The organism is Streptomyces sp. NPDC050636, from assembly GCF_040654775.1.
GTDB lineage: Bacteria > Actinomycetota > Actinomycetes > Streptomycetales > Streptomycetaceae > Streptomyces.
The window spans coordinates 1-17,612 of record NZ_JBFAIP010000117.1 but is presented as its reverse complement, the minus strand read 5'-3'; the positions used below and the strand labels follow the sequence as shown (position 1 = coordinate 17,612).

Here is a 17,612-nt window from a genome sequence, read left to right as displayed (position 1 = left end):
GACCGGAGTACACCGGTCTGCGGGCGGTTTCGCACGAGGGGGGAGTGCGGCGGCGCCTCGTCCAGGGCCTGTCGGCTGGATCAGGGTCGGACGGACCCTAGCTCCGCGCCTCCGCCGCCACCGGTTTCGGGATCAGGAACGACGTCGCGATGGCGGCGGCCATGATGACGACGCCCGCGATCATGCCGGCGACGTACCCGGACGGCGACGCCGGGTCGGCGGGCAGGGCCGCCGTCTGGACCGCGAAGAGCACCGCGAAGCTCAGTCCCGCACCGAGGTTGAACGCGCCCGCGTTGAGGCCGGGGAGGAAGCCCGGGTTCTCGCTGGGGGACAGGACGATGCCGAGTCCGTTGAGGACGATGTTCGCGACGCCCGCGTACGTGATGCCCACGAGCAGCGACGCCGCCAGGAGCAGTACGCGTGAATGGCCGTCGATGGTGACGAGCATCAGGACGACGGTCGCCACCGAGCCGATGAGGCCGAGCCGCAGAATGCGGCCGTAACCGAACGTGGCGGCGAGGCGGCCGGCGACCGGGCCCATGGCCAGTCCGGCGAGGGCGTACGGGGTCAGGGTCCACCACGCGGACTGCTCGGCGGTCATGCCGAGTCCGGCCTGCGCGTCCTGGGCGAACGCCGGGATCAGCCCGTTCATGACGGCGAACACGCCGGTCATGGTGAGCACGGTGGTGAGCAGGGTCGCCCACGTCGCGCGCTGCTTGAGGTGCCGGGTGGCGACCAGCGGGTGCCCGCTGCGGTTCTCCGTCCGCCAGAACAGCGCGAAGGCGGCTGTCGTCAGGACGACGAGGCCGGCGATCAGCGGCCAGTTGGCGGCGGCGAGCTTGCCCGCCTCGTTCAGCGCGATCAGCAGCGAGCCGACCGAGACGACGAGGAGGGCCACTCCGGGCCAGTCCATTCGGGTCGCCGCGGCCGCCCGGGACTCCGGGGTCAGGGTGGCGACCAGGACCGCGGCGAGCGCCGCGACGACCGCCATCGCCCAGAAGACCGACTGGAAGCCGTGGTTGTCGGCGAGGTAGCCGCCCGCGAGGGAGTCGACACCTGCGATACCGCCGTTGACGGCGGTGATCACGCCGAGCAGGGTGCCGTACCGCTTCGGCTCCTGCACCTCGACCCGCAGCATGATCAGACACAGCGGGACGACCGGGCCGGACACACCCTGGATGACGCGGCCGGCGAACAGCATCGGCACGCTCGTCGCCAGCGCGGCGACCACACATCCGATGACCATCAGGGCCAGCATTCCGGCCAGGACCTTACGACGGCCGATGACATCGCCCAGCCTCGGCAGGAACAGCGAGAACAGGGCCGCCGAGGTGAAGAACGCGGTCTGGGTGAGGCCGATCTCGGCGGAGCTGGCGCCGAGGGTGTCCTCGATGCTCTTCAGCGCAGGGCTGAGCATGCTCGCATTGAGCTGGAAGGCGAAGCAGGCCGTGAGCAGCGCGGCGAGGAGCACGCCGATCCGGACGCCGGATCCGCCGCCCTTCACCTCGGTGGGGCCCTGGGAGGTGGAGACGTTCATGCCGGTGGAAGTGGTGGAGGTGCTCATGCCTGGACGTCGCCGATCCGCTCAAGGGCGTCCACCACGAGGTTCCAGAACCGCTCGTGGTCGAGCTTGACCGCGACCTGGGTGGTGCAGTCGGCCGGGGCCGGCGAACGGAAGTCCGCCACCGTCATCCCGAGGGTCAGACCACCGGTGAGCTCGATGTCCACAGGGGCCTTGCGCACCGTCATGACATCCGGGTCGATCACATACGCGACCGCGCACGGGTCGTGCACCGGCGGGAACTCGAAGCCCTGGTTCTCCCGGTAGGCCTCGCGGAACCAGTCCAGCAGCTCCAGGACGAACTGCGCCGGCCTGGTGCCGACCGCGGCGATCTTCGCTTCGACATCGGGAGTCGCCAGCGCCTGGTGCGTGAGGTCGAGGCCGACCATGGTGAGCGGCCACTTCTCGTTGAAGACGATATGGGCGGCCTCGGGGTCGATCTTGATGTTGAACTCGGCGACCGCGCTCCAGTTGCCCTCGTGGTACCCGCCGCCCATCAGGACGACCTCGCGCACCCGCTCGGCGATCCGGGGCTCCTTGCGTACGGCCAGCGCGATGTTCGTCAGACCGGCCGTCGGGACGATGGTGATCTCACCGGGCTCGTGGGACATCACGGTGTCGATGATCAGGTCGACGGCGTGCCGGCGGTCCAGCTCGATGGCCGGCTCGGGCAGCTCCGGGCCGTCGAGGCCGGTCTCGCCGTGGATGTCCGGCGCCGTCTCGACCTTCCGTACCAGCGGGCGCGGGCAGCCGGCCGCGAAGGGCACACCGGTGATCCCGGCGATCCGCGCCACGGACAGGGCGTTGCGGGTCACCTTCTCCAGCGTCTGGTTCCCGACCACGGTCGTGACGGCGACCAGCTCGATGCCGGGGTTGCCGTGGGCCAGGAGCATGGCGATCGCGTCGTCGTGCCCCGGGTCGCAGTCGAGGATGATCTTTCTGGCCAACGGAAGAGCCCCTTCGCTCTGCTGCTCTGCGCTCTGCTGCGCTGCGCACGGTGTTGCGGGTGACGTCGAAATCTCTGCGAGCGCCTCAGCGCTGCCACCGCTGGAAAACGTTCTCCGGAAATTTCGCTCATCGTTCCGCCCGATGTCAACGCAGTGTGAGCAACACGACCGGATGCTCCCGTCATGTTCCCCGGATACCTCACTTTCCGGCACTGGACAGGCGCAGGCCCGGTGATAACGTTTGCCGCCAACTCCGGGCGGTGCCCTCTGTTTCCCGGCCGATGCCAGGATCGGGGCCCGCGTCGCGCAGCAGCACGCGACCGTGACAGAGCCTTCCGAGCGCGTGACCGAGCCTTGACCGAGCGAAGGGGCACACCACCGTGGCCGAAGTCACCCTGAGGGATGTCGCCCGCGCATCGGGCTGCTCCGTTGCCACGGTGTCCCGGGTGCTGGCCGGCACCCGTCCGGTCGGCGCCGAGACCGCCCGCACGGTACGGGAGGCGGCCGAGCGTCTGGGCTACCGGCCCAACCAGGTGGCCCGCGCCCTGCGCAGCCGCTCCACCGGCACCGTCGGTCTGGTCCTGCCGCAGATCACCAACCCCTTCTTCCCCGCGCTCGTTCGGGAGTTGGAGCACGCCCTGCATGCGGAGGGGCGTGCCGTACTGCTCGCCGACTGCGACGACGATCCGGTGACCGAGGCGGCCCGGATCGGCGCGTTCCTGGAGCGGCAGGTCGATGCGCTGCTGGTCATACCCGTCGACGAGCGGCGCAGCCGGGACGCGGTGGCGAGTGCGGCCGCCCGGGTGCCGCTGGTGCTGCTCGACCGCGGCTGTGGCCCCGGCGTCGCCGATTCGGTCGCCGTCGACAACGCGGCCGGTATGGCCCTCGTGCTGGAGCATCTGGCTGCCACGGGCCGCCGTCGTCCCTGTTTCGTGGGAGCGGCCGGGACCGCGTCGGCGGCGGTCGAGCGGCGCACCGCGTACGAGGCGGGGGCGGGGGCTCTTGGCCCGGAGGCTGCGGGGCGCGTCGAACTCGGCGACTTCTCGGTGGAGTGGGGGCGCGCCGCGGTGGACCGGATCTGGCCGTCCGGTCCGGCCGGACGGCTGGATGCCCTCGTATGCGCCAATGACCTCATCGCGGTCGGTGCGCTGCAACGGCTGCGGCAACTGGGCGCGGACGTCCCGGGCGAGGTCGTCGTCACCGGCTTCGACGACATCCCGCTCGCCGGCCTCGCGGACCCGGCGCTGACCACCGTCCGGCAGCCGGCCGCCGAACTGGCCGCCGAGGCCGCCTGGTTGCTCGCCCGCCAGCCGGCCGGCGGAGGGGTCGGATCGCGGCGGACCGTCCGGCTCGCGCCCGAACTCGTCGTGCGCGCCTCCAGTGGGTCCGGAGCCACACCGGCGAAGTGATGCGCCTTGCGGCCCGGACGGGGTCGGTCCGCCCTCTTGACCGTACGCGGTCAGCGAGTAAAGTCTAGACCAATTGGCGGTCATGCCTACGGGACGCCGTGCTCGGAGTCGGCCCCGGGCGGGGCGGGCGTGGGATGCCGCCGTGGAACACCCTCGCGTCATCCACCCCCACACTCAACGAGGCTTCCCGGGGCGGACATACGGCGCCCGTGGCGGCGTCGGGTCCCCTGTTCTCGCGTGGTGGCCTCCATCGCGAAAGGGTTGACATGAACCGGAAAAGAAGGCTGGCTCTCGCCATCGGCGCGGGAATTGCTCCACTCCTCGTCGTGACCATGCCGGCCAGCCCGGCCAGCGCGCACGGATATGTGTCCTCGCCGCCCAGCAGGCAGGCGCAGTGCGCCGCGGGCACCGTCGAATGCGGACCGATCAAGTGGGAGCCGCAGAGCGTCGAGGGCCCCAAGGGGCTGACCAGTTGCAGCGGCGGCAACAGCCAGTTCGCCGAACTCGACGATGACTCAAAGGGCTGGGAGGTCACCCCGGTCGGCAGTTCCCAGTCCTTCAACTGGAAGCTGACGGCCCGTCATTCGACCAGCACCTGGCAGTACTTCGTCGGCGGCCAGAAGGTCGCGGAATTCGACGACGGTGGCGCACAGCCTCCCGAGACCGTCTCGCACACCGTCAACTTCGGTGGCTTGACCGGCAAGCAGAAGGTCCTGGCGGTCTGGAACATCGCCGATACCGCGAACGCCTTCTACGCCTGTATCGACGTCAACATCGGCGGCTAGACACCGTCATCGGTGGCCGACCGCTCCCGGTATCGCGCACCGGCGCGTGATACCGGGAGCGGCGTTTCGGGCTGCGGCACCTCCGGATCGCATGGACCGTGGTGCAGCAGGGCCGAGTTGAGGTTGGCGCGGCCTCCATGCGCGGCATCCGGCGAACCGGTGGCAGGGCGGGGGAGGCGTGGGTCGGGAGGTACAGGGGGTGCGTGGCTGTCCCGTCCCCTCCTCCGAGCAGGTGGAACGTGTCAGGTGCGGCGGGCGCACCCGTTACGATCAGCCCATTCATGGCCGTTCGTTCGTGGCCGTCGCCGGGAGGAAGAGATGGGCCTGTTCCGCCGAGGACCGAAGCGGGATTCCCGCGACCTCGCACGCGATGCGGAGTTCACCTTCTTCTCCGAGCGGGAGGGCGGCGTCTTCAGATCGCAGGTCCGGCAGGCCTTCGCCGAGCACGGCCTCGAAGTCACCGCCTACGCGGGGGTGGTCACCGATTCGGCGGGCCGTCAGTTCGGCCTCGGCAATCTCGCGGCGGTGTGCCACCGCGACCGGCGCGGCGAGCGCTGCTGGCCCGCGCTGATCCGTGACCACGTCGGCAAGGTCCTGCGCACGATGGACGGCCCGCAGCCGCTGGAGATCCTCTCCGAGGACGAGATCCGGGCCTGCCTCTTCCCCCGTGTCGTCGCCCAGGAGACGCTGCCCGACTCGGACTCCTTCCGGTACGGCCGGCAGCCCGCCCCGGGGCTGCGTGAAGTGCTCGCACTCGATCTGCCCGAGGCGGTGCAGATGCTGAGCGAGGACTCGCTTTCCGACCTCGGGGACGTGGCCGAGCTGCGCATCCGGGCGATGAACAATCTGCGCGCGCTGCCGGTCGAGGGGCACGAAACGGTGCGGCGCGGCGACGGCTCGGCGTTCGAGGTGCTGCTCGGTGACTCCTTCTTCACCGCGAGCCGGGTGCTGGTGCTGGACGAGCTGGTACAGCGGATCATGGGTACCGAGCTGACGCCGGACGGGGCGCTGGTCGCGATGCCGTTCCGGCACCAACTCGCCTTCCACCGCATCCACGACGCACAGGTCATCCCGGCATTGCAGGCCATGGCGCAATTCGCCGCGGCCGGTCATGAGGACGCCGCGGGCGCGATCAGCCCCAGTGTGTTCTGGTGGCGCCGCGGCGTGATGACCCCGCTGAGCGAGCCGGACGGCGAGGGGCTGCGGGTGCTCGTGGACGGGGACTTCCAGGAGCTGCTGGAGCGACTGGTACAGGACGACGCCTGAGGGGCCGGTGAGGCGGCAGGCCCTCCCGATCACACATCGGCCCAGAATTTCTTGCGGAATTTTCACAGCAGGGGAACCTCAGCTGCCTCCCGCCCGTTCTTCTCAGTGAGGCCCCGTGCCATCCCCCGTGCGCGGGGCCTCACCATGTCTCCAGCTATCTCTGGCTATCTTCGGCCGCTTCTGATGTCTGCTGCTGGTCGCCGAGCCGGGCCCGTTCCTCCTCGGTCAGCAGCCGGGAGCGGATCAGGAACCGGACGCCTTCGGGTGCTTCCAGGGAGAAGCCGCTACCCCGCCCCGGTACGACATCGACTGTCAGATGCGTATGCCGCCAGCGGCTGAACTGGTCCGCGGACATCCAGAACCCCACCGGCTCCGGCATCCCTTCCACCGCCAGCCGCGCCAGCAGCACATCCGACGATCCCGTACGGAATTCCCCCGCCGGGTAACACATCGGGGCACTGCCGTCACAGCAGCCGCCGGACTGGTGAAACATCAGCGGCCCGTGCTGATCCCGCAGCAGACGCAGCAGCTCGGTGGCCGCCGCGCTCAGCGCGACCCGCGAGACATCGTCCGCCCCGTCCGTCTCCCGACCCGCAGTTCCTCCTTCGACCCCTCCGTCCACCCCTCCGTCCACCCTTCCGTCCATCAGAAGCAGCCCAGCTTCTTGGCGGCGTGCCTGACCAGCAGATTCTTGGTCTCATGGTGATACATGGGCCGACAACCCCTTCTCGACCAGCGGAACAGCAGTGCCTCAGTGAACTCCTCCCAACGTTGCGAGGTGGTTGCATGGCCAGGGCGGAAACGGATCTGCCGGTTGAGGTGGTGATGGTCAGTCAGTTTCCTTTGGTGCCCGGCACGTTGATCGACGAGCCGACCGCACGCAGAGCACCGGGTGTGTGGCCCTGCCCCAGCCGATCTCGCGGCGGTAACTGCCGAGGAGCCCCGCAGGGTCTAGGCGCCCCTTGTCGCGCGCCGCCGGGTCGTCGGGAAGGGGGGGTTGGGGTGTGACGTACTGGGCGACGGCCGGGCAGTTCGCCTCGCAGGGGGCCCGTACGCGGCCGGCTCCGGCGGGACGCACCAGACGCCGGTGCCGCCCGAGGTGGTGGCGCCGCTGGTGCCGCGGTGGCCCATGTCGGCAAGGATGACGTCCGCCCCGCCGCCGACCGCCAGGAACGTCGGTGGTCAGGTCGAGTCCGGTCATACCGGCCGCCCCTCTCCCGAGGCGGCCGTGGCCAGCCGGTTGGCGGGGCGGGGCAGGCCGTAGTGCTCGCGCAGGGTGCGGCCGGTGTACTCGGTACGGAACAGCCCGCGTCGCTGGAGGACCGGCACGACCTGGTCGACGAAGTCCTCCGATGAACGGCGTGACTGTGGATCCGTTGATCCAGTCCGCAGAATTGGCCAGTGCATGGCTGGTCTCCGAGGATGCCTCCGCGTCCGACTATTTGCTCGTACAGACCACGGAGGTGCCCACCGCCGAGGAGAAGGAACAACTCGCGGCGCTCGGCGTGGTGATCCATGAATACGTTCCGGAGAGCACCTATCTGTGCGGCTACCGGCCCGCCGACCTGGAGGCCGTGCGTGCACTGCCCTTCGTGGCCTGGTCGGACTTGTATCTCAAGGGGTTCAAGATCGCCCCGTCGCTGCGGCCGTCGTCCCGGCTGCGGCCGGCCGTCGCCGTCCTGGCCGATCCCCTTGAGACGGCCGGGCCCCGCACCCGCACGGTCGACGTCGTCCTCCATGAGGACGTCGACGCGGGGTCGGACGGAGTGCGGGAGCGGATCGCCGGGGCGGCCGGAGTCGGCACCGGTGATCTCCAGCCCAACCACCGCAAGGTGCGTATGACGGTCCGCGAGCAGGACCTGTCCGCGCTGGCCTCCCTCGACGAGGTACGGCATGTGGAGGAGGCCCCGGAGGTGGGGCTGTACAACACCGTCGCCAGGACGCTGATGCGCACCCAGGTGTCGCTCAACGGCACCAGGTTCCGGGGCGAGGGGCAGGTCGTGGCCGTCGCCGACACCGGCTTCGACCTCGGGTCCACGACAGATGTGCACCCGGCGTTCACCGGCCGGGTCAAGCGTCTGATCGCCCTCGGCCGTACGAGCCCCAAGCGGGCGGACGACCCCGACGGGCACGGAACCCACGTGGCGGGATCGGTCCTGGGCGACGGGACGTCGGCGTCGATGGGCGGCGCCGTCACGGGCACGGCTCCCGAGGCAAAGCTGGTCCTGCAGTCCCTCCTGGACAAGAACGGCAAACTCGGCGGCGTCCCGCTCGATCTGCGCGACCTGTTCGACCCGCCGTTCCTGCAGGACGGGGCGCGGATCCACACCAACTCGTGGGGCCCGATCGACCCGAGTCTGCCGTACGACTCCAGCGCGTTCGAGGCCGACAAGATGGTCTGGGACAACAAGGAATTCGTCATCTGCTTCGCGGCGGGCAACGATGGCCACGACCAGGACCGTGACGGTCACATCAACCAGGCGTCCGTCAGCGGGCAGGCAGGAGCCAAGAACTGCATCACCATCGGTGCCAGTGAAAGCAGCCGCCCTGACATCTCCAAGACCTATGGCCAGTTGGACGGCATCTCGTTCCCCGCCAACCCGATCCGTGACGACCTGATGGCGGACAACCCGGACGGGATGGCGGCCTTCAGCAGCCGTGGCCCGTCCCAGGAAGGACGCTTCAAGCCCGATGTCGTCGGCCCAGGCACCTCGATCCTGTCGGCGCACTCCCGTGTGGCGGGGACCGACATTCGCTTCGGTGTCTCCTCGGACCCCGCGTTCTCCATGCTCATCAACGGCGCGGAGGACCTCCGGGGCCAGTACAGCCCCACCGAGGCGGGCGCCTCCCCGAACAACAATTCCGGGTTCGGCCGCGTCAACCTCGAACGTTCCGTCATCTTCCCGGGGAGCGGCGACCGGGCGGGCTTCGCCGACGAGGATGAGCTGGAGCAGGGCGAGAAACGCTCGTTCCCCATCACGATCCCGGAAGGGGCCGATCGCAACAACATCGAACAGGTCCGGTGGCAGGCCATCCCCGCCGGGGAAGCCGAAGTCGTCGTCCGCGCCCACCGGATCACCCAGTTCGCGCAGCCGTACGCCGTTGCCTGGCGCGTCTCCTGACCTGTACTCGTCGGCGACGCGCTGGTGGTTGGTGATGTCATGGGTGGGCCGCAGGCTTCAACGCGGCCGCGGTGCGCCGATGGCAAGCCTGCGGAAGCCCATCACTCGCTGTTCCCGGGGAACGTGAAGCCCAGGTGCTCATGGAGAGCGTCTGCCTGCTCGCGGGTGGCAAGGACCATGATGCTGTCGTAGCCGCGGTTCGGCTTGCGTTCGAAGTCGACGCACCGCCATGAGCGGGGGTCGTCGTCATGGGCGGTCTCGTAGATGGCCTCGCAGGCCGCCTCATGGTCGTAGTAGTCCTCCGCGAAGTGCTCGGCGTCGATGGACACGAGCTTGCCGTTTCGTTCGAACTCCAGGCGATCGAAGCGGCCGCCCTCGTAATCGCCTTCGACCTCGATGAGCCGGACGTTGGTGATGGTGACTTTGCCGCCGGCGACCTCGGCCGCCTCTCGCAACAGGCTCTCGTAGCCGTCGTAGATGGAGTCGATGTCGTCGGCGTGGACCGAGACCGCCACGCCGAAGGCTTCGAGGGCAGAAGCCGCCGAGTAGTGCTCCAGGCTGTCGTTCGCGTAGTTGACGGCGCCTTCAAGGACGCTGTGCATCTTCTCCTCGGACACCATGCCGATCTCGTGAAGGACCGCACCTATCCGCGTGTACGTAATCGATGAAGTGTTCGACATGGAGAGGATCTTGCCAGACGGGCGGCCTCCTCGTGTCCAGTTCGGGTCGGAACCCCCGCACACGCCAACGGCCCGTCCCCAGGGACGGGTTCGGGTGGCCCGGCGGCTTTCCCCAAGGGGTGGTGTCAGGCCGGCCCGAGTCCGGTGGACAGGGGCAGGGCTACCAGGATGAGCCGAAGGACCCGCGGGTTTGGGCGGGGCCCGCAGCCCTGCTGCGCCGCCCGCAAGGTGGAGACGGGTCTCAGCCCCGCAGTGCCGCGCGCAGGGACAGTCCGTGGTGGCGGTGCAGCCGGTACACCTCCCAGGCGGACAGCGCCGTCACGGTCACCGGCGCGCCCATCATGAAGGCGATCCGGGCGAGCGGCGGGACGTTCTCGTAGGCTCCCGTGGCCACGTCCATGATCGCCATCTCCCACACCAGGAAGGTGGCGAGGATGGGCGGCACCATCTCGTGGATGTCGGCCGTGCGGAAGACATGCACGAGCGAGAGCCCGATGCCGTAGATCGCGAAGCCGAGCGACCACAGGGCCAGCAGCGCGATGACCACCTTGCCGGGTATGCCCACGAAGTCCCGGAAACCCTCCAGCTCCGGCGCCATCGCCAGCGGGAACGTGAACATGGAGACGACCACGGCCGCCACCGCGCCGAGCGACTTCAGGGCGCGGCGCAGATAGACGTACCGCAGTCCGCCATGGGCCGCGGCACAGAAGGCGCCGACGACGACGGGGAAGGTGCAGATCAGCACCCCGACGCTGATCCAGCTCTGGTTGAAGCGCTCGGAGACGACGTCGGCCGCTTTCCCCGCGTCGCTGATCGCGCTGTATGCGACCGTCAGCCACACCCAGGCGACCACGCCCGCCACTGTGCGCCACAGTTGGAGCTTGCGGACGGTGGGGTCCTCGACGACACCGGGACGCGACGGACGGAAGACCCGCTGTGCCGCGTGGAACGGGTTGAAGACGTACCGCAGGATCCGCTGCCGCCGGGGCGGCTCCGGCGGCGGCGTCGGCGGCCCCGGGGGATGCGGTCCCCAGCCGGCCTGCGGCGGCACGGTCGGGCCGGGCTGGGGGCCCGGCTGCCATCCGCCTTGGTGGCCCTGCTGCGGCCATCCCTGCCCGGCACCTTGGTTGCCACCCTGGCCACCACCCCAGTGGCCGCCCCACGGTGCGCCTCCGCCGGCTGTGCTCATGTCACCAACCCCCGTAGTCGGCCTGGGCGATCCGCCGAGCCCGCGCGATCCTACCCACGCGCGCCGGACCCTCAAGCATCCACTGGACCTGGTGGGGTCCGGCAGCCGAGGAGAGCCACTCGACAACGTGCGGGTCGCAAACTCCGGCATCCTGCCGGCGGCGATCACGGTGCCGTTGCTTCGCTGTCTGCCGGGTCTGTTCGGTGTGCCGTGGGCACGTACGGCAGGTGCCGCACCTGTTCCGCATCCAGGCGTGCCGTTTCCTCGCCGCGCAAGCGGACGTGATCAGGAGCTCCGCGAACTCGGGCCTGTCATGGACCAGTTGACCGCGCTGCGCAGGCTGAATTGATTTACCCGCGGTGGGTGGTGGGCCATCATGAGCCCATGACCGGTATCGATGACACACTCTGGAACGAAGGCGTCAGCCCGTCGGACTACGCTTATGCTGCGGACAACTACCAGGGCGCGATCCTGGAGCAGTACAAGCTGTGCGTCGAGATGGCCGACCGGGTCAGTTCCCGGCGCAATCTCACCAACACCTTCTTCCTGACGTTCAACACTGCAGTCGTGGCTGTTGTCGTCACCGTGTCCGGGGTGAACTGGCGCGGTGGGTCGGTGTGGGTACTTCTGGCGGGGTTGGTGATCTTACTGACACAGTGCCTGGCCTGGTTCGTGATGATGCGCTCCTACCGTCAGCTCAACGCCGCCAAGTACGCGGTGATCGGTGCGCTGGAGCGGAAGCTGCCGGCGTTCGCGTACTCGGACGCGGAGTGGGGCGCCTTGGGCGAGGGCCGAGACTGGCGCCGATATGTGCCGCTGACTTACGTGGAGCAGGGCGTTCCGCTCATTTTCAGCGTCGCCTACATTATGGGCTTCGTAGCTACCGCCTTCTAACTGGTCATTTCAGAATGAGTTCGGTGAGGGGCTTTGGCTACCGGGTGGGGCGGCGGCTCACACGTCCACGCGCTCAGAGGTGGGCCCACACCGGACCTTCGCCGGTCGGCCGTCTCCTTGACCAGCGGAAGCTGCCGCGGCATCACCCAGCTCAGCCCCTACGGCCGCGGACCCGCTACGAGATACGCGCCGACCTCCACCTCGGCCTGCTCCAACTCGCCTGCAGCATCATCTGCTTGAGACGACTGCGAACCTCATTCTGAAGTGATCAGTAGGACCGCGCGCTGATACCAGGGGCCGGTCGGCTGCCGCCGTCGGGCCGGGGCAGCGCGGTCGAGGCGAGGAAGTCGTCGAGCATGGTGATCTGTACGTCCTGGGGGAATCGGCCGGGGTCGAAGAGGGCCTGGACGACGAGTCCGTGGGTGAAGGCGACGGCAGTGGCGGCAAGTTGGTCCGGGTCGGCGGCTGCGGGGAGCTCGCCGAGGTCGCGTGCGGCTTCGAGGTGCGGGCGGATCGTCGAGCGCAGCCGGGTGTAGCGGTCGGCCTGTTCCGTGGTCAGCCCGTCGTCGGCGAGGGAGAGGTCCCAGGAGCTGACCCAGATGCGGTTGCGGGCGGTGTCGCCCGGGGTCAGCGGCAGGATGTCCAGGAGCATGGCGCGCACGGTGGCGAGGCCCGCGGCGGGACGCGCGCGGCGGGGCCTCTCCGCGGTGCGCTTCTCCAGCAGGTCCAAGGCGTGCGTGATCAGGGCCCGTTTGGTCGGGAAGTAGTGCATGAGCATCCCGGTCGAGACCCCCATCGCAGCGGCGACGGTACGCAGGGTCAGCCCGCCGAACCCCCTGTCGGCGAGGACCTGCCACACCGCCTCGGACACGTCCTTGCGGCGGGCTTCACGGTCTCCGGGTGCGGGCGGCATGCTGCTAGCTTACGTACCGAACGCTTGTTATGTATCCAGAGAGCGAGGCTCCCATGTTCACCCTGCCGCTCGGCGACCATGCCCGGCTCCGTCCCCTGGAGCCTTGGCAGGCACAGGAGTTCCTCGCCCATATCGACCGCGCTCGGGTCTCTGTGGACCCGTGGATACCCTGGGCGACGTTCAGTACCGACCTCGACTCGGCCACGGCTTCCCTCCAGCGCTACGCCGACCGTCTCGCCCAGGACACCGGCCGGATCTACGGGATTTGGCTGGACGGCACGCTGGTCGGCGGCGTCATGTTCACCCGCTTCGACAGCGCCTCCGGGGTGTGCGAGATCGGCTGCTGGCTGGAGCAGGCCGGGGAGGGACGGGGCCTGGTGACCCGGGCCTGCCGGGTGTTGATCGACTGGGCCTTCCGGGAACGCGGGATGAGCCGCGTCGAATGGTGGGTCGCGGCGGGCAACACCCGCAGTATCGACGTTGCGCGCCGACTGGGCATGACCCGCGACGGCGTGCTGCGACAGCGTTCTGCGTACCGAGGTGCGCGGCACGACAGCGAAGTCTGGTCGGTTCTTTCCGAAGAATGGCCGTCTCCCGGGGAAGTGTCCGAAGCGTCCGGGACCGGAGTCCAGGCCGAGCTCGATCGGCTGATGCGCGTGTTCGTCGGCGCTTTCACCAACACCGGCGACAGCCGGCCGGACCTCGGGGTCATCCGCGACGTCTTCATCCCGCAGGGGAGGATCATCGCGAACGTCGGGGACGAGCCCGTGATCTACGACCTCGACGCGTTCATCGAGCCCCGGCAGAAGATGCTCACAGACGGGACGCTGACGGAGTTCTGCGAATGGGAGGTCGCTGAGCGGACCGAGATCTTCGGATCGATCGCGCACCGGTTCAGCGAATACCGCAAGTCAGGCTTCCACCACGACAAGTGGTTCGAGGGCTCCGGCCACAAGACCACCCAGTTCGTCCGGACCCCGTCAGGGTGGAGGATGTCCTCACTGGCCTGGGACGACGCGCCCGCCACCGTCACCGAATGACCGTGCGGATCACGGTGGGACCGAGAGCCCGGTCTTCTGCGGAGCCTCCACGTCAGGCTTCAGCCTTCGCCTCGGGACGGTCGGGAGGAGCAGGAGGGTTCCGAGCCGGATGCCGTCAGTGAACCGTGCGGGGAACTTCATCGACCAGTGAACCGTGCGGGGAACTTCATCGACCAAGGAATCCTCAACTCGCCTGTTCCGTCATCTGCTTGAGGCCCCTCCGCACCTCATTCTGTAATGATCAGTGAGCGCCCGCGCCGGGTACCGTCGGGCGCACGCGGGCCAGGTGGGACACTGGCTGGGCAGCGCGAACCGGCAGACGAACGAGGTGTGATGCGAACGATCGCCGTAACCGGCCATATGGGCCTCGCCGAGGGCACGGAGGCACTCGTGCGGGACGCACTGCGCGACCTGCTCGGCGAATTGGCCGCGGGCGCGCAGGGCCTGGTCGGCGTCTCTTGCATCGCACCCGGCGCCGACTCGCTGTTCGCCGAGGCCGTTCTGGCCTGGGGCGGCGAGCTCTCGGTGGTCCTGCCGTTCCGCGACTACCGGCGATTCCTGGACGACGAGGAGCACAGGGCGCGGTTCGACCGCCTGATGAAGGCGGCTTCCCACATCACGGTGATGCCCTATCCGGAGGCGAGTCTGACGGCGTTCGAAGCTGCGAACACCGAACTGCTCCAGCGGGCGGAGAGGCTGATCGCCGTATGGGACGGGGCACCGTCGGAGAAAGGCGGTGGCACGGCCGCCGTGGTCGCCGAGGCCCGGGAGGCGGGCATCCCCGTCCAGGTGGTCTGGCCCTCAGGCGCTCGCCGCCGCTGACCGGCACACACCGCGGCGGTGGCTGACCGGCACAAACTGCGGCGGTGGAAGAGACGGCGGCCGCGCGATCCCGCCTCGCGAACGCAGGACCAGGCGGCCGGAATGAGAAGGTGATGGCGCAGGCCGCCGCCGGTTGCCGTTCAAGATCGGTAATGTCAGTAATGTTCGTGCGCCGCCGCGTTCACAGCGTCTGCGCTCGATTCCTTCACACCGTGTCCTGGGCGAGCCTCTGGTTCTGCCACGTGGTGATCCGCTTGATGATGAGGACGATCAGCACGCCGGCGGCCGAGTCGAGCACCGTGCCCAGTGTGGCCATGTTCGCGGTGCTGCGCAGCCCCTCCTCGGTGATCTCCTCCCGCAGGTAGAACCCCATGACGGCCCGGTTGACCATCGTGTCAGCGACGAACAGCGCCCACCAGGCGATGACCAGGCCGCGGACGGCCGGTCGCCGGGGCGCGCTGGCCTGCCAGATGTCCGACACGACCTGGTACGGGAACCACAGGTTGGCCACCGGGGCAAGCCATCCGCCGACCACCCAGCCTCGGGACCGGCGGTGCGCGGCGCGGCCGCCCAACAGCTCGGCGTTGATCCGCGCCCGCCACAACCAGACCAGGAACAGCACGCCGGCCGCGATGTACAGCACGAGCATCGGTATCCCCACGGACGTCGAGAAGGTGTCGGCCGCCTCAAGGTCCGCGATCGTCGCCGCCCCGGCCAGGTAGTCGTGGACGACGAGGTAGTTGCGCCAGTCGGACACCGTGCCCAGCACGCCGCCCACGAGCGCCAATAAGATCAGTATCGTGGCGGCGCCAGCCGGGCCGGTCACCGTCCTGCGCTGCTGTGCGCCGGCCGGACCCGCGCCTGTAGGTGTGCCCTGCTGTGCATCGTCCACGATTCCCCCCGGAAGCTCGTGCGACTGCTGGCCATTACATGGGCTGGGGGGGATGCTACTGGGCGCCGCCCAGTTGTGTCCCCGGTTTCTGACCAGTTCCGGCTTCTCGGGGTGTCATGTTGGACTGTCGCCACGGAATGGTGCTGCCAGAGGCCGAACAGACTAGAGGCTGAACAGCACTAGGGGCCGAACAGCTGCAGCGCCCGGAACACAAGCCAGGACAGCAGCCCCAGGGCTGTGACCAGCATGAAGCCTTTCCACAACGATGCCTGCGTGGCGAGGGTGGCCCTCCAGGCCATCGTCCGTCTACGGACCCCCACGGACGCCAGGGCGGTCTTCACCGTGCGAGCCACGTCGTGCGTGGGCGTGAACGTGGTCATCGTCGCCCGAGCGGCCTGTTTGGCGCGGGCCCAGCGGCGCGCGAGCGCGCCCCGCGGGGTCTTGGCACCGGGCACGGGGCCCACCGGATGCACATGGGGCGTCCACTCGGGGTCGAAGGTGACGACGGCGGAGGTCCAGGGACCGTCCGCGACCACCTCGTCCAGCCGGGACGGGGTCGGCAGGTGCTGGTCCAGCCGTTCGGCCACGTCCGGCAGCCGGTCCGCAGCCAGCAGGACGAGCTTCCGCGCGGGCTGGGTGGCGCGGGCCTGCTCGACCTCCCACCACAGCCCGTCGCCCAAGCCCAGGCGCAACACGATGAGTTGGGACAGCTCCATCAGCCGCAGCACTGCGGGCTGCCAGTCGTCGAGGGGCAGGTAGAACCGCGCTGCCCCCAGCTGCGGCAGCGTCTCCCTGGGCTTGCCCACCGCGATCACGGGGCCGACGGCGCCCAACGCCCCCGCGAGCTGCTCCTCCCGCGAGTGGATGTTGACGACCGCCCCGTCGTCGACCTGGTTCGTGGTGTCGTCGTCGTCGAAGCTGCGCAGGTAGAGCACGGGTCTGCGACCGTCGGCCAGTAGGGCCTGGGCCGCGCCGCGCGCCGAGCGTGGGCGGGTGTAGCGCAGGGTCAGGACCCCGGACCCCAGCGCTGCCAGGCCGCCGGCCAGCAACAGCACCTGCTCCTCCAGCGGCATCTTGTGGCCCTGTTGCTGCGACATGGAGGCGGCGAGGAATCCCGTCGCGAACAGCGCGTACCCGACGCTGTTGGCCACCAGGAACACCGGCCGCCGCCACCACGGCTGACGTGGAACGAACCGGCTGACCACGTCGACGACCTCCGCCGCGCCCGACCGGCGACGCCGCCGCAGCCACAGCGCCGGCACGAGCAGCGCCCCGGCGGGCGCCGCCCAGCACAGCGCGGCCACACTCGACGAGCTGAGCTCCCGGTCGAGCCCCGCCTGCTCCCGCCCGACCTCCGCCACCAGCCCGGCGACACGCTCGCGGGCCAGGAAGACCCTGCCCTTCTCAGCGTCGCCGGCGGCGGAGGACACCGCGGACCGGCTTCCCCCCGATGGGGCGTTCTCCTCGAACCACGCGGCGCCCTCACGGATCTCAGCGCGCGCAGACACGTCCCCGTCGGCGTAGCGGTCCAGCGCAGCGGTGAACGCGGAGGCCCGCGCCGGGGCGCTGCGGAAGCGGTCGTGGGCCCGCAGGTCCATGCCCGCGGTGATCGCCAAGTGCAGCGCGACATAGGCCGTGACGACCGCGACCGCCGTGACCAGCCGGGCGAACGCCCGTAAGCCCGAGGACACCTCAGCCCACCCCCTCACCCCGCCCCAGCACCGCCGTCCGGCGCTGACCGCGTCCCGTACTACCACCTCTGCCCACCGGCCGTGGGCAGTTCACGCCACAGGCCCGAGCAGGCAACACCGCGATTGCTCGCCAGCGGATGCTGCTCCCGCCCCACCACCAGACTCAACCCGCGGCCCCACCACGTCGGTTCTCCACGCCCACCCGCCTGCGCGACGCCCGACGGACCGTCAGAAAGCAGAAGGCAGAAAGCAGAAAGCAGAAAGCGGGAGTCGAGAGTCGAGAGCCGAAAGTGGCGCGACAAGACTCGGCTGTGCGCGTCTGACGAGCTTGTGCAGGGTTGGCGGTGGCACGCTGGGCGGGCCCGGCGCGGTCACACCCGCGAAGATCCGGCGGGTGTTCT

The 17,612-nt window shown here is 69.5% G+C and carries 15 protein-coding genes and 2 pseudogenes; 8 read left to right on the top strand and 9 right to left on the bottom strand.

The window, feature by feature from the left end:
* Positions 1 to 97: 97 nt before the first annotated feature.
* Positions 98 to 1,537 carry an MFS transporter gene (locus AB0I10_RS36330; protein ID WP_363157009.1) on the bottom strand — a complete coding sequence of 480 codons (1,440 nt, stop codon included), beginning with the start codon at positions 1,535 to 1,537 and terminating at the stop codon, positions 98 to 100.
* 23 nt (positions 1,538 to 1,560) lie between these two features.
* Positions 1,561 to 2,508 (bottom strand): nucleoside hydrolase, encoded by a 948-nt coding sequence (locus AB0I10_RS36325; RefSeq protein WP_363157007.1) that lies wholly within the window; start codon positions 2,506 to 2,508, stop codon positions 1,561 to 1,563.
* 380 nt (positions 2,509 to 2,888) lie between these two features.
* On the opposite strand from AB0I10_RS36325, the gene AB0I10_RS36320 reads away from it, so the two are divergent.
* The 3 genes from AB0I10_RS36320 (at position 2,889) to AB0I10_RS36310 (ending at position 5,968) form a co-directional block, all read left to right on the top strand.
* The gene (locus AB0I10_RS36320; RefSeq protein ID WP_363157006.1) at positions 2,889 to 3,917 is read left to right on the top strand and encodes a LacI family DNA-binding transcriptional regulator; all 1,029 of its coding nucleotides are present in this window, start codon (positions 2,889 to 2,891) and stop codon (positions 3,915 to 3,917) included.
* 266 nt (positions 3,918 to 4,183) lie between these two features.
* Complete coding sequence (locus tag AB0I10_RS36315) at positions 4,184 to 4,702, top strand: lytic polysaccharide monooxygenase auxiliary activity family 9 protein (RefSeq protein ID WP_363157005.1); 519 nt, start codon at positions 4,184 to 4,186, stop codon at positions 4,700 to 4,702.
* A gap of 318 nt (positions 4,703 to 5,020) precedes the next feature.
* Positions 5,021 to 5,968: a hypothetical protein gene (locus AB0I10_RS36310; RefSeq protein WP_363157004.1), complete on the top strand. Its 948-nt coding sequence runs from the start codon at positions 5,021 to 5,023 to the stop codon at positions 5,966 to 5,968.
* 154 nt (positions 5,969 to 6,122) lie between these two features.
* On the opposite strand, the gene AB0I10_RS36305 is transcribed toward AB0I10_RS36310, so the two are convergent.
* Together AB0I10_RS36305 and AB0I10_RS36300 are read right to left on the bottom strand one after the other, a co-directional pair.
* The gene (locus AB0I10_RS36305) at positions 6,123 to 6,518 is read right to left on the bottom strand and encodes a DUF779 domain-containing protein (RefSeq protein ID WP_363157008.1); all 396 of its coding nucleotides are present in this window, start codon (positions 6,516 to 6,518) and stop codon (positions 6,123 to 6,125) included.
* A 647-nt stretch (positions 6,519 to 7,165) separates the two neighbouring features.
* Positions 7,166 to 7,318: pseudogene (locus AB0I10_RS36300) on the bottom strand (LLM class flavin-dependent oxidoreductase); the annotation flags it as partial.
* Positions 7,319 to 7,362: 44 nt separating this feature from the next.
* On the opposite strand from AB0I10_RS36300, the gene AB0I10_RS36295 reads away from it, so the two are divergent.
* Positions 7,363 to 9,090, top strand: a complete 1,728-nt coding sequence (locus AB0I10_RS36295) for a S8 family serine peptidase (protein WP_363157003.1) — start codon at positions 7,363 to 7,365, stop codon at positions 9,088 to 9,090.
* Between the two features lie 101 nt (positions 9,091 to 9,191).
* Here AB0I10_RS36295 and AB0I10_RS36290 read toward each other — a convergent pair whose 3' ends face one another.
* Together AB0I10_RS36290 and AB0I10_RS36285 are read right to left on the bottom strand one after the other, a co-directional pair.
* Positions 9,192 to 9,770, bottom strand: coding sequence for a hypothetical protein (locus AB0I10_RS36290; RefSeq protein ID WP_363157002.1), 579 nt, complete (start codon positions 9,768 to 9,770; stop codon positions 9,192 to 9,194).
* Positions 9,771 to 10,011: 241 nt separating this feature from the next.
* Complete coding sequence (locus AB0I10_RS36285; RefSeq protein WP_363157001.1) at positions 10,012 to 10,959, bottom strand: hypothetical protein; 948 nt, start codon at positions 10,957 to 10,959, stop codon at positions 10,012 to 10,014.
* Between the two features lie 384 nt (positions 10,960 to 11,343).
* Between AB0I10_RS36285 and AB0I10_RS36280 the strand changes: the two genes are divergently transcribed.
* Both AB0I10_RS36280 and AB0I10_RS36275 read left to right on the top strand, forming a co-directional pair.
* Entirely contained in the window at positions 11,344 to 11,853 is a 510-nt protein-coding gene (locus tag AB0I10_RS36280; RefSeq protein ID WP_363157000.1) for a hypothetical protein, read from the top strand.
* Positions 11,854 to 12,014: 161 nt separating this feature from the next.
* Positions 12,015 to 12,116 (top strand): annotated as a pseudogene (locus AB0I10_RS36275) (IS5/IS1182 family transposase); the annotation flags it as partial.
* A 5-nt stretch (positions 12,117 to 12,121) separates the two neighbouring features.
* Here the strand turns inward: AB0I10_RS36275 and AB0I10_RS36270 are convergent.
* Positions 12,122 to 12,766 carry a TetR/AcrR family transcriptional regulator gene (locus AB0I10_RS36270; protein ID WP_363156999.1) on the bottom strand — a complete coding sequence of 215 codons (645 nt, stop codon included), beginning with the start codon at positions 12,764 to 12,766 and terminating at the stop codon, positions 12,122 to 12,124.
* A 53-nt stretch (positions 12,767 to 12,819) separates the two neighbouring features.
* On the opposite strand from AB0I10_RS36270, the gene AB0I10_RS36265 reads away from it, so the two are divergent.
* Together AB0I10_RS36265 and AB0I10_RS36260 are read left to right on the top strand one after the other, a co-directional pair.
* Positions 12,820 to 13,806, top strand: a complete 987-nt coding sequence (locus AB0I10_RS36265; protein WP_363156998.1) for a GNAT family protein — start codon at positions 12,820 to 12,822, stop codon at positions 13,804 to 13,806.
* A 333-nt stretch (positions 13,807 to 14,139) separates the two neighbouring features.
* On the top strand, positions 14,140 to 14,628 hold the full coding sequence (locus AB0I10_RS36260) for a hypothetical protein (protein ID WP_363156997.1): 489 nt from the start codon (positions 14,140 to 14,142) through the stop codon (positions 14,626 to 14,628).
* 205 nt (positions 14,629 to 14,833) lie between these two features.
* Here the strand turns inward: AB0I10_RS36260 and AB0I10_RS36255 are convergent, their stop codons facing one another.
* Together AB0I10_RS36255 and AB0I10_RS36250 are read right to left on the bottom strand one after the other, a co-directional pair.
* Entirely contained in the window at positions 14,834 to 15,520 is a 687-nt protein-coding gene (locus AB0I10_RS36255) for a DUF4328 domain-containing protein (protein ID WP_363156996.1), read from the bottom strand.
* A 179-nt stretch (positions 15,521 to 15,699) separates the two neighbouring features.
* Positions 15,700 to 17,211 carry a transferase gene (locus AB0I10_RS36250; protein WP_363156995.1) on the bottom strand — a complete coding sequence of 504 codons (1,512 nt, stop codon included), beginning with the start codon at positions 17,209 to 17,211 and terminating at the stop codon, positions 15,700 to 15,702.
* Positions 17,212 to 17,612: the final 401 nt, after the last annotated feature.

Bases quoted from the DNA above. Each gene is read 5' to 3' on its own strand.
- AB0I10_RS36315 (WP_363157005.1), top strand. From the start codon at position 4,184: ATGAACCGGAAAAGAAGGCTGGCTCTCGCCATCGGCGCGGGAATTGCT.
- AB0I10_RS36260 (WP_363156997.1), top strand. From the start codon at position 14,140: ATGCGAACGATCGCCGTAACCGGCCATATGGGCCTCGCCGAGGGCACG.
- AB0I10_RS36285 (WP_363157001.1), bottom strand. From the start codon at position 10,959: ATGAGCACAGCCGGCGGAGGCGCACCGTGGGGCGGCCACTGGGGTGGT.
- AB0I10_RS36280 (WP_363157000.1), top strand. From the start codon at position 11,344: ATGACCGGTATCGATGACACACTCTGGAACGAAGGCGTCAGCCCGTCG.
- AB0I10_RS36330 (WP_363157009.1), bottom strand. From the start codon at position 1,537: ATGAACGTCTCCACCTCCCAGGGCCCCACCGAGGTGAAGGGCGGCGGA.
- AB0I10_RS36270 (WP_363156999.1), bottom strand. From the start codon at position 12,766: ATGCCGCCCGCACCCGGAGACCGTGAAGCCCGCCGCAAGGACGTGTCC.
- AB0I10_RS36290 (WP_363157002.1), bottom strand. From the start codon at position 9,770: ATGTCGAACACTTCATCGATTACGTACACGCGGATAGGTGCGGTCCTT.
- AB0I10_RS36265 (WP_363156998.1), top strand. From the start codon at position 12,820: ATGTTCACCCTGCCGCTCGGCGACCATGCCCGGCTCCGTCCCCTGGAG.
- AB0I10_RS36310 (WP_363157004.1), top strand. From the start codon at position 5,021: ATGGGCCTGTTCCGCCGAGGACCGAAGCGGGATTCCCGCGACCTCGCA.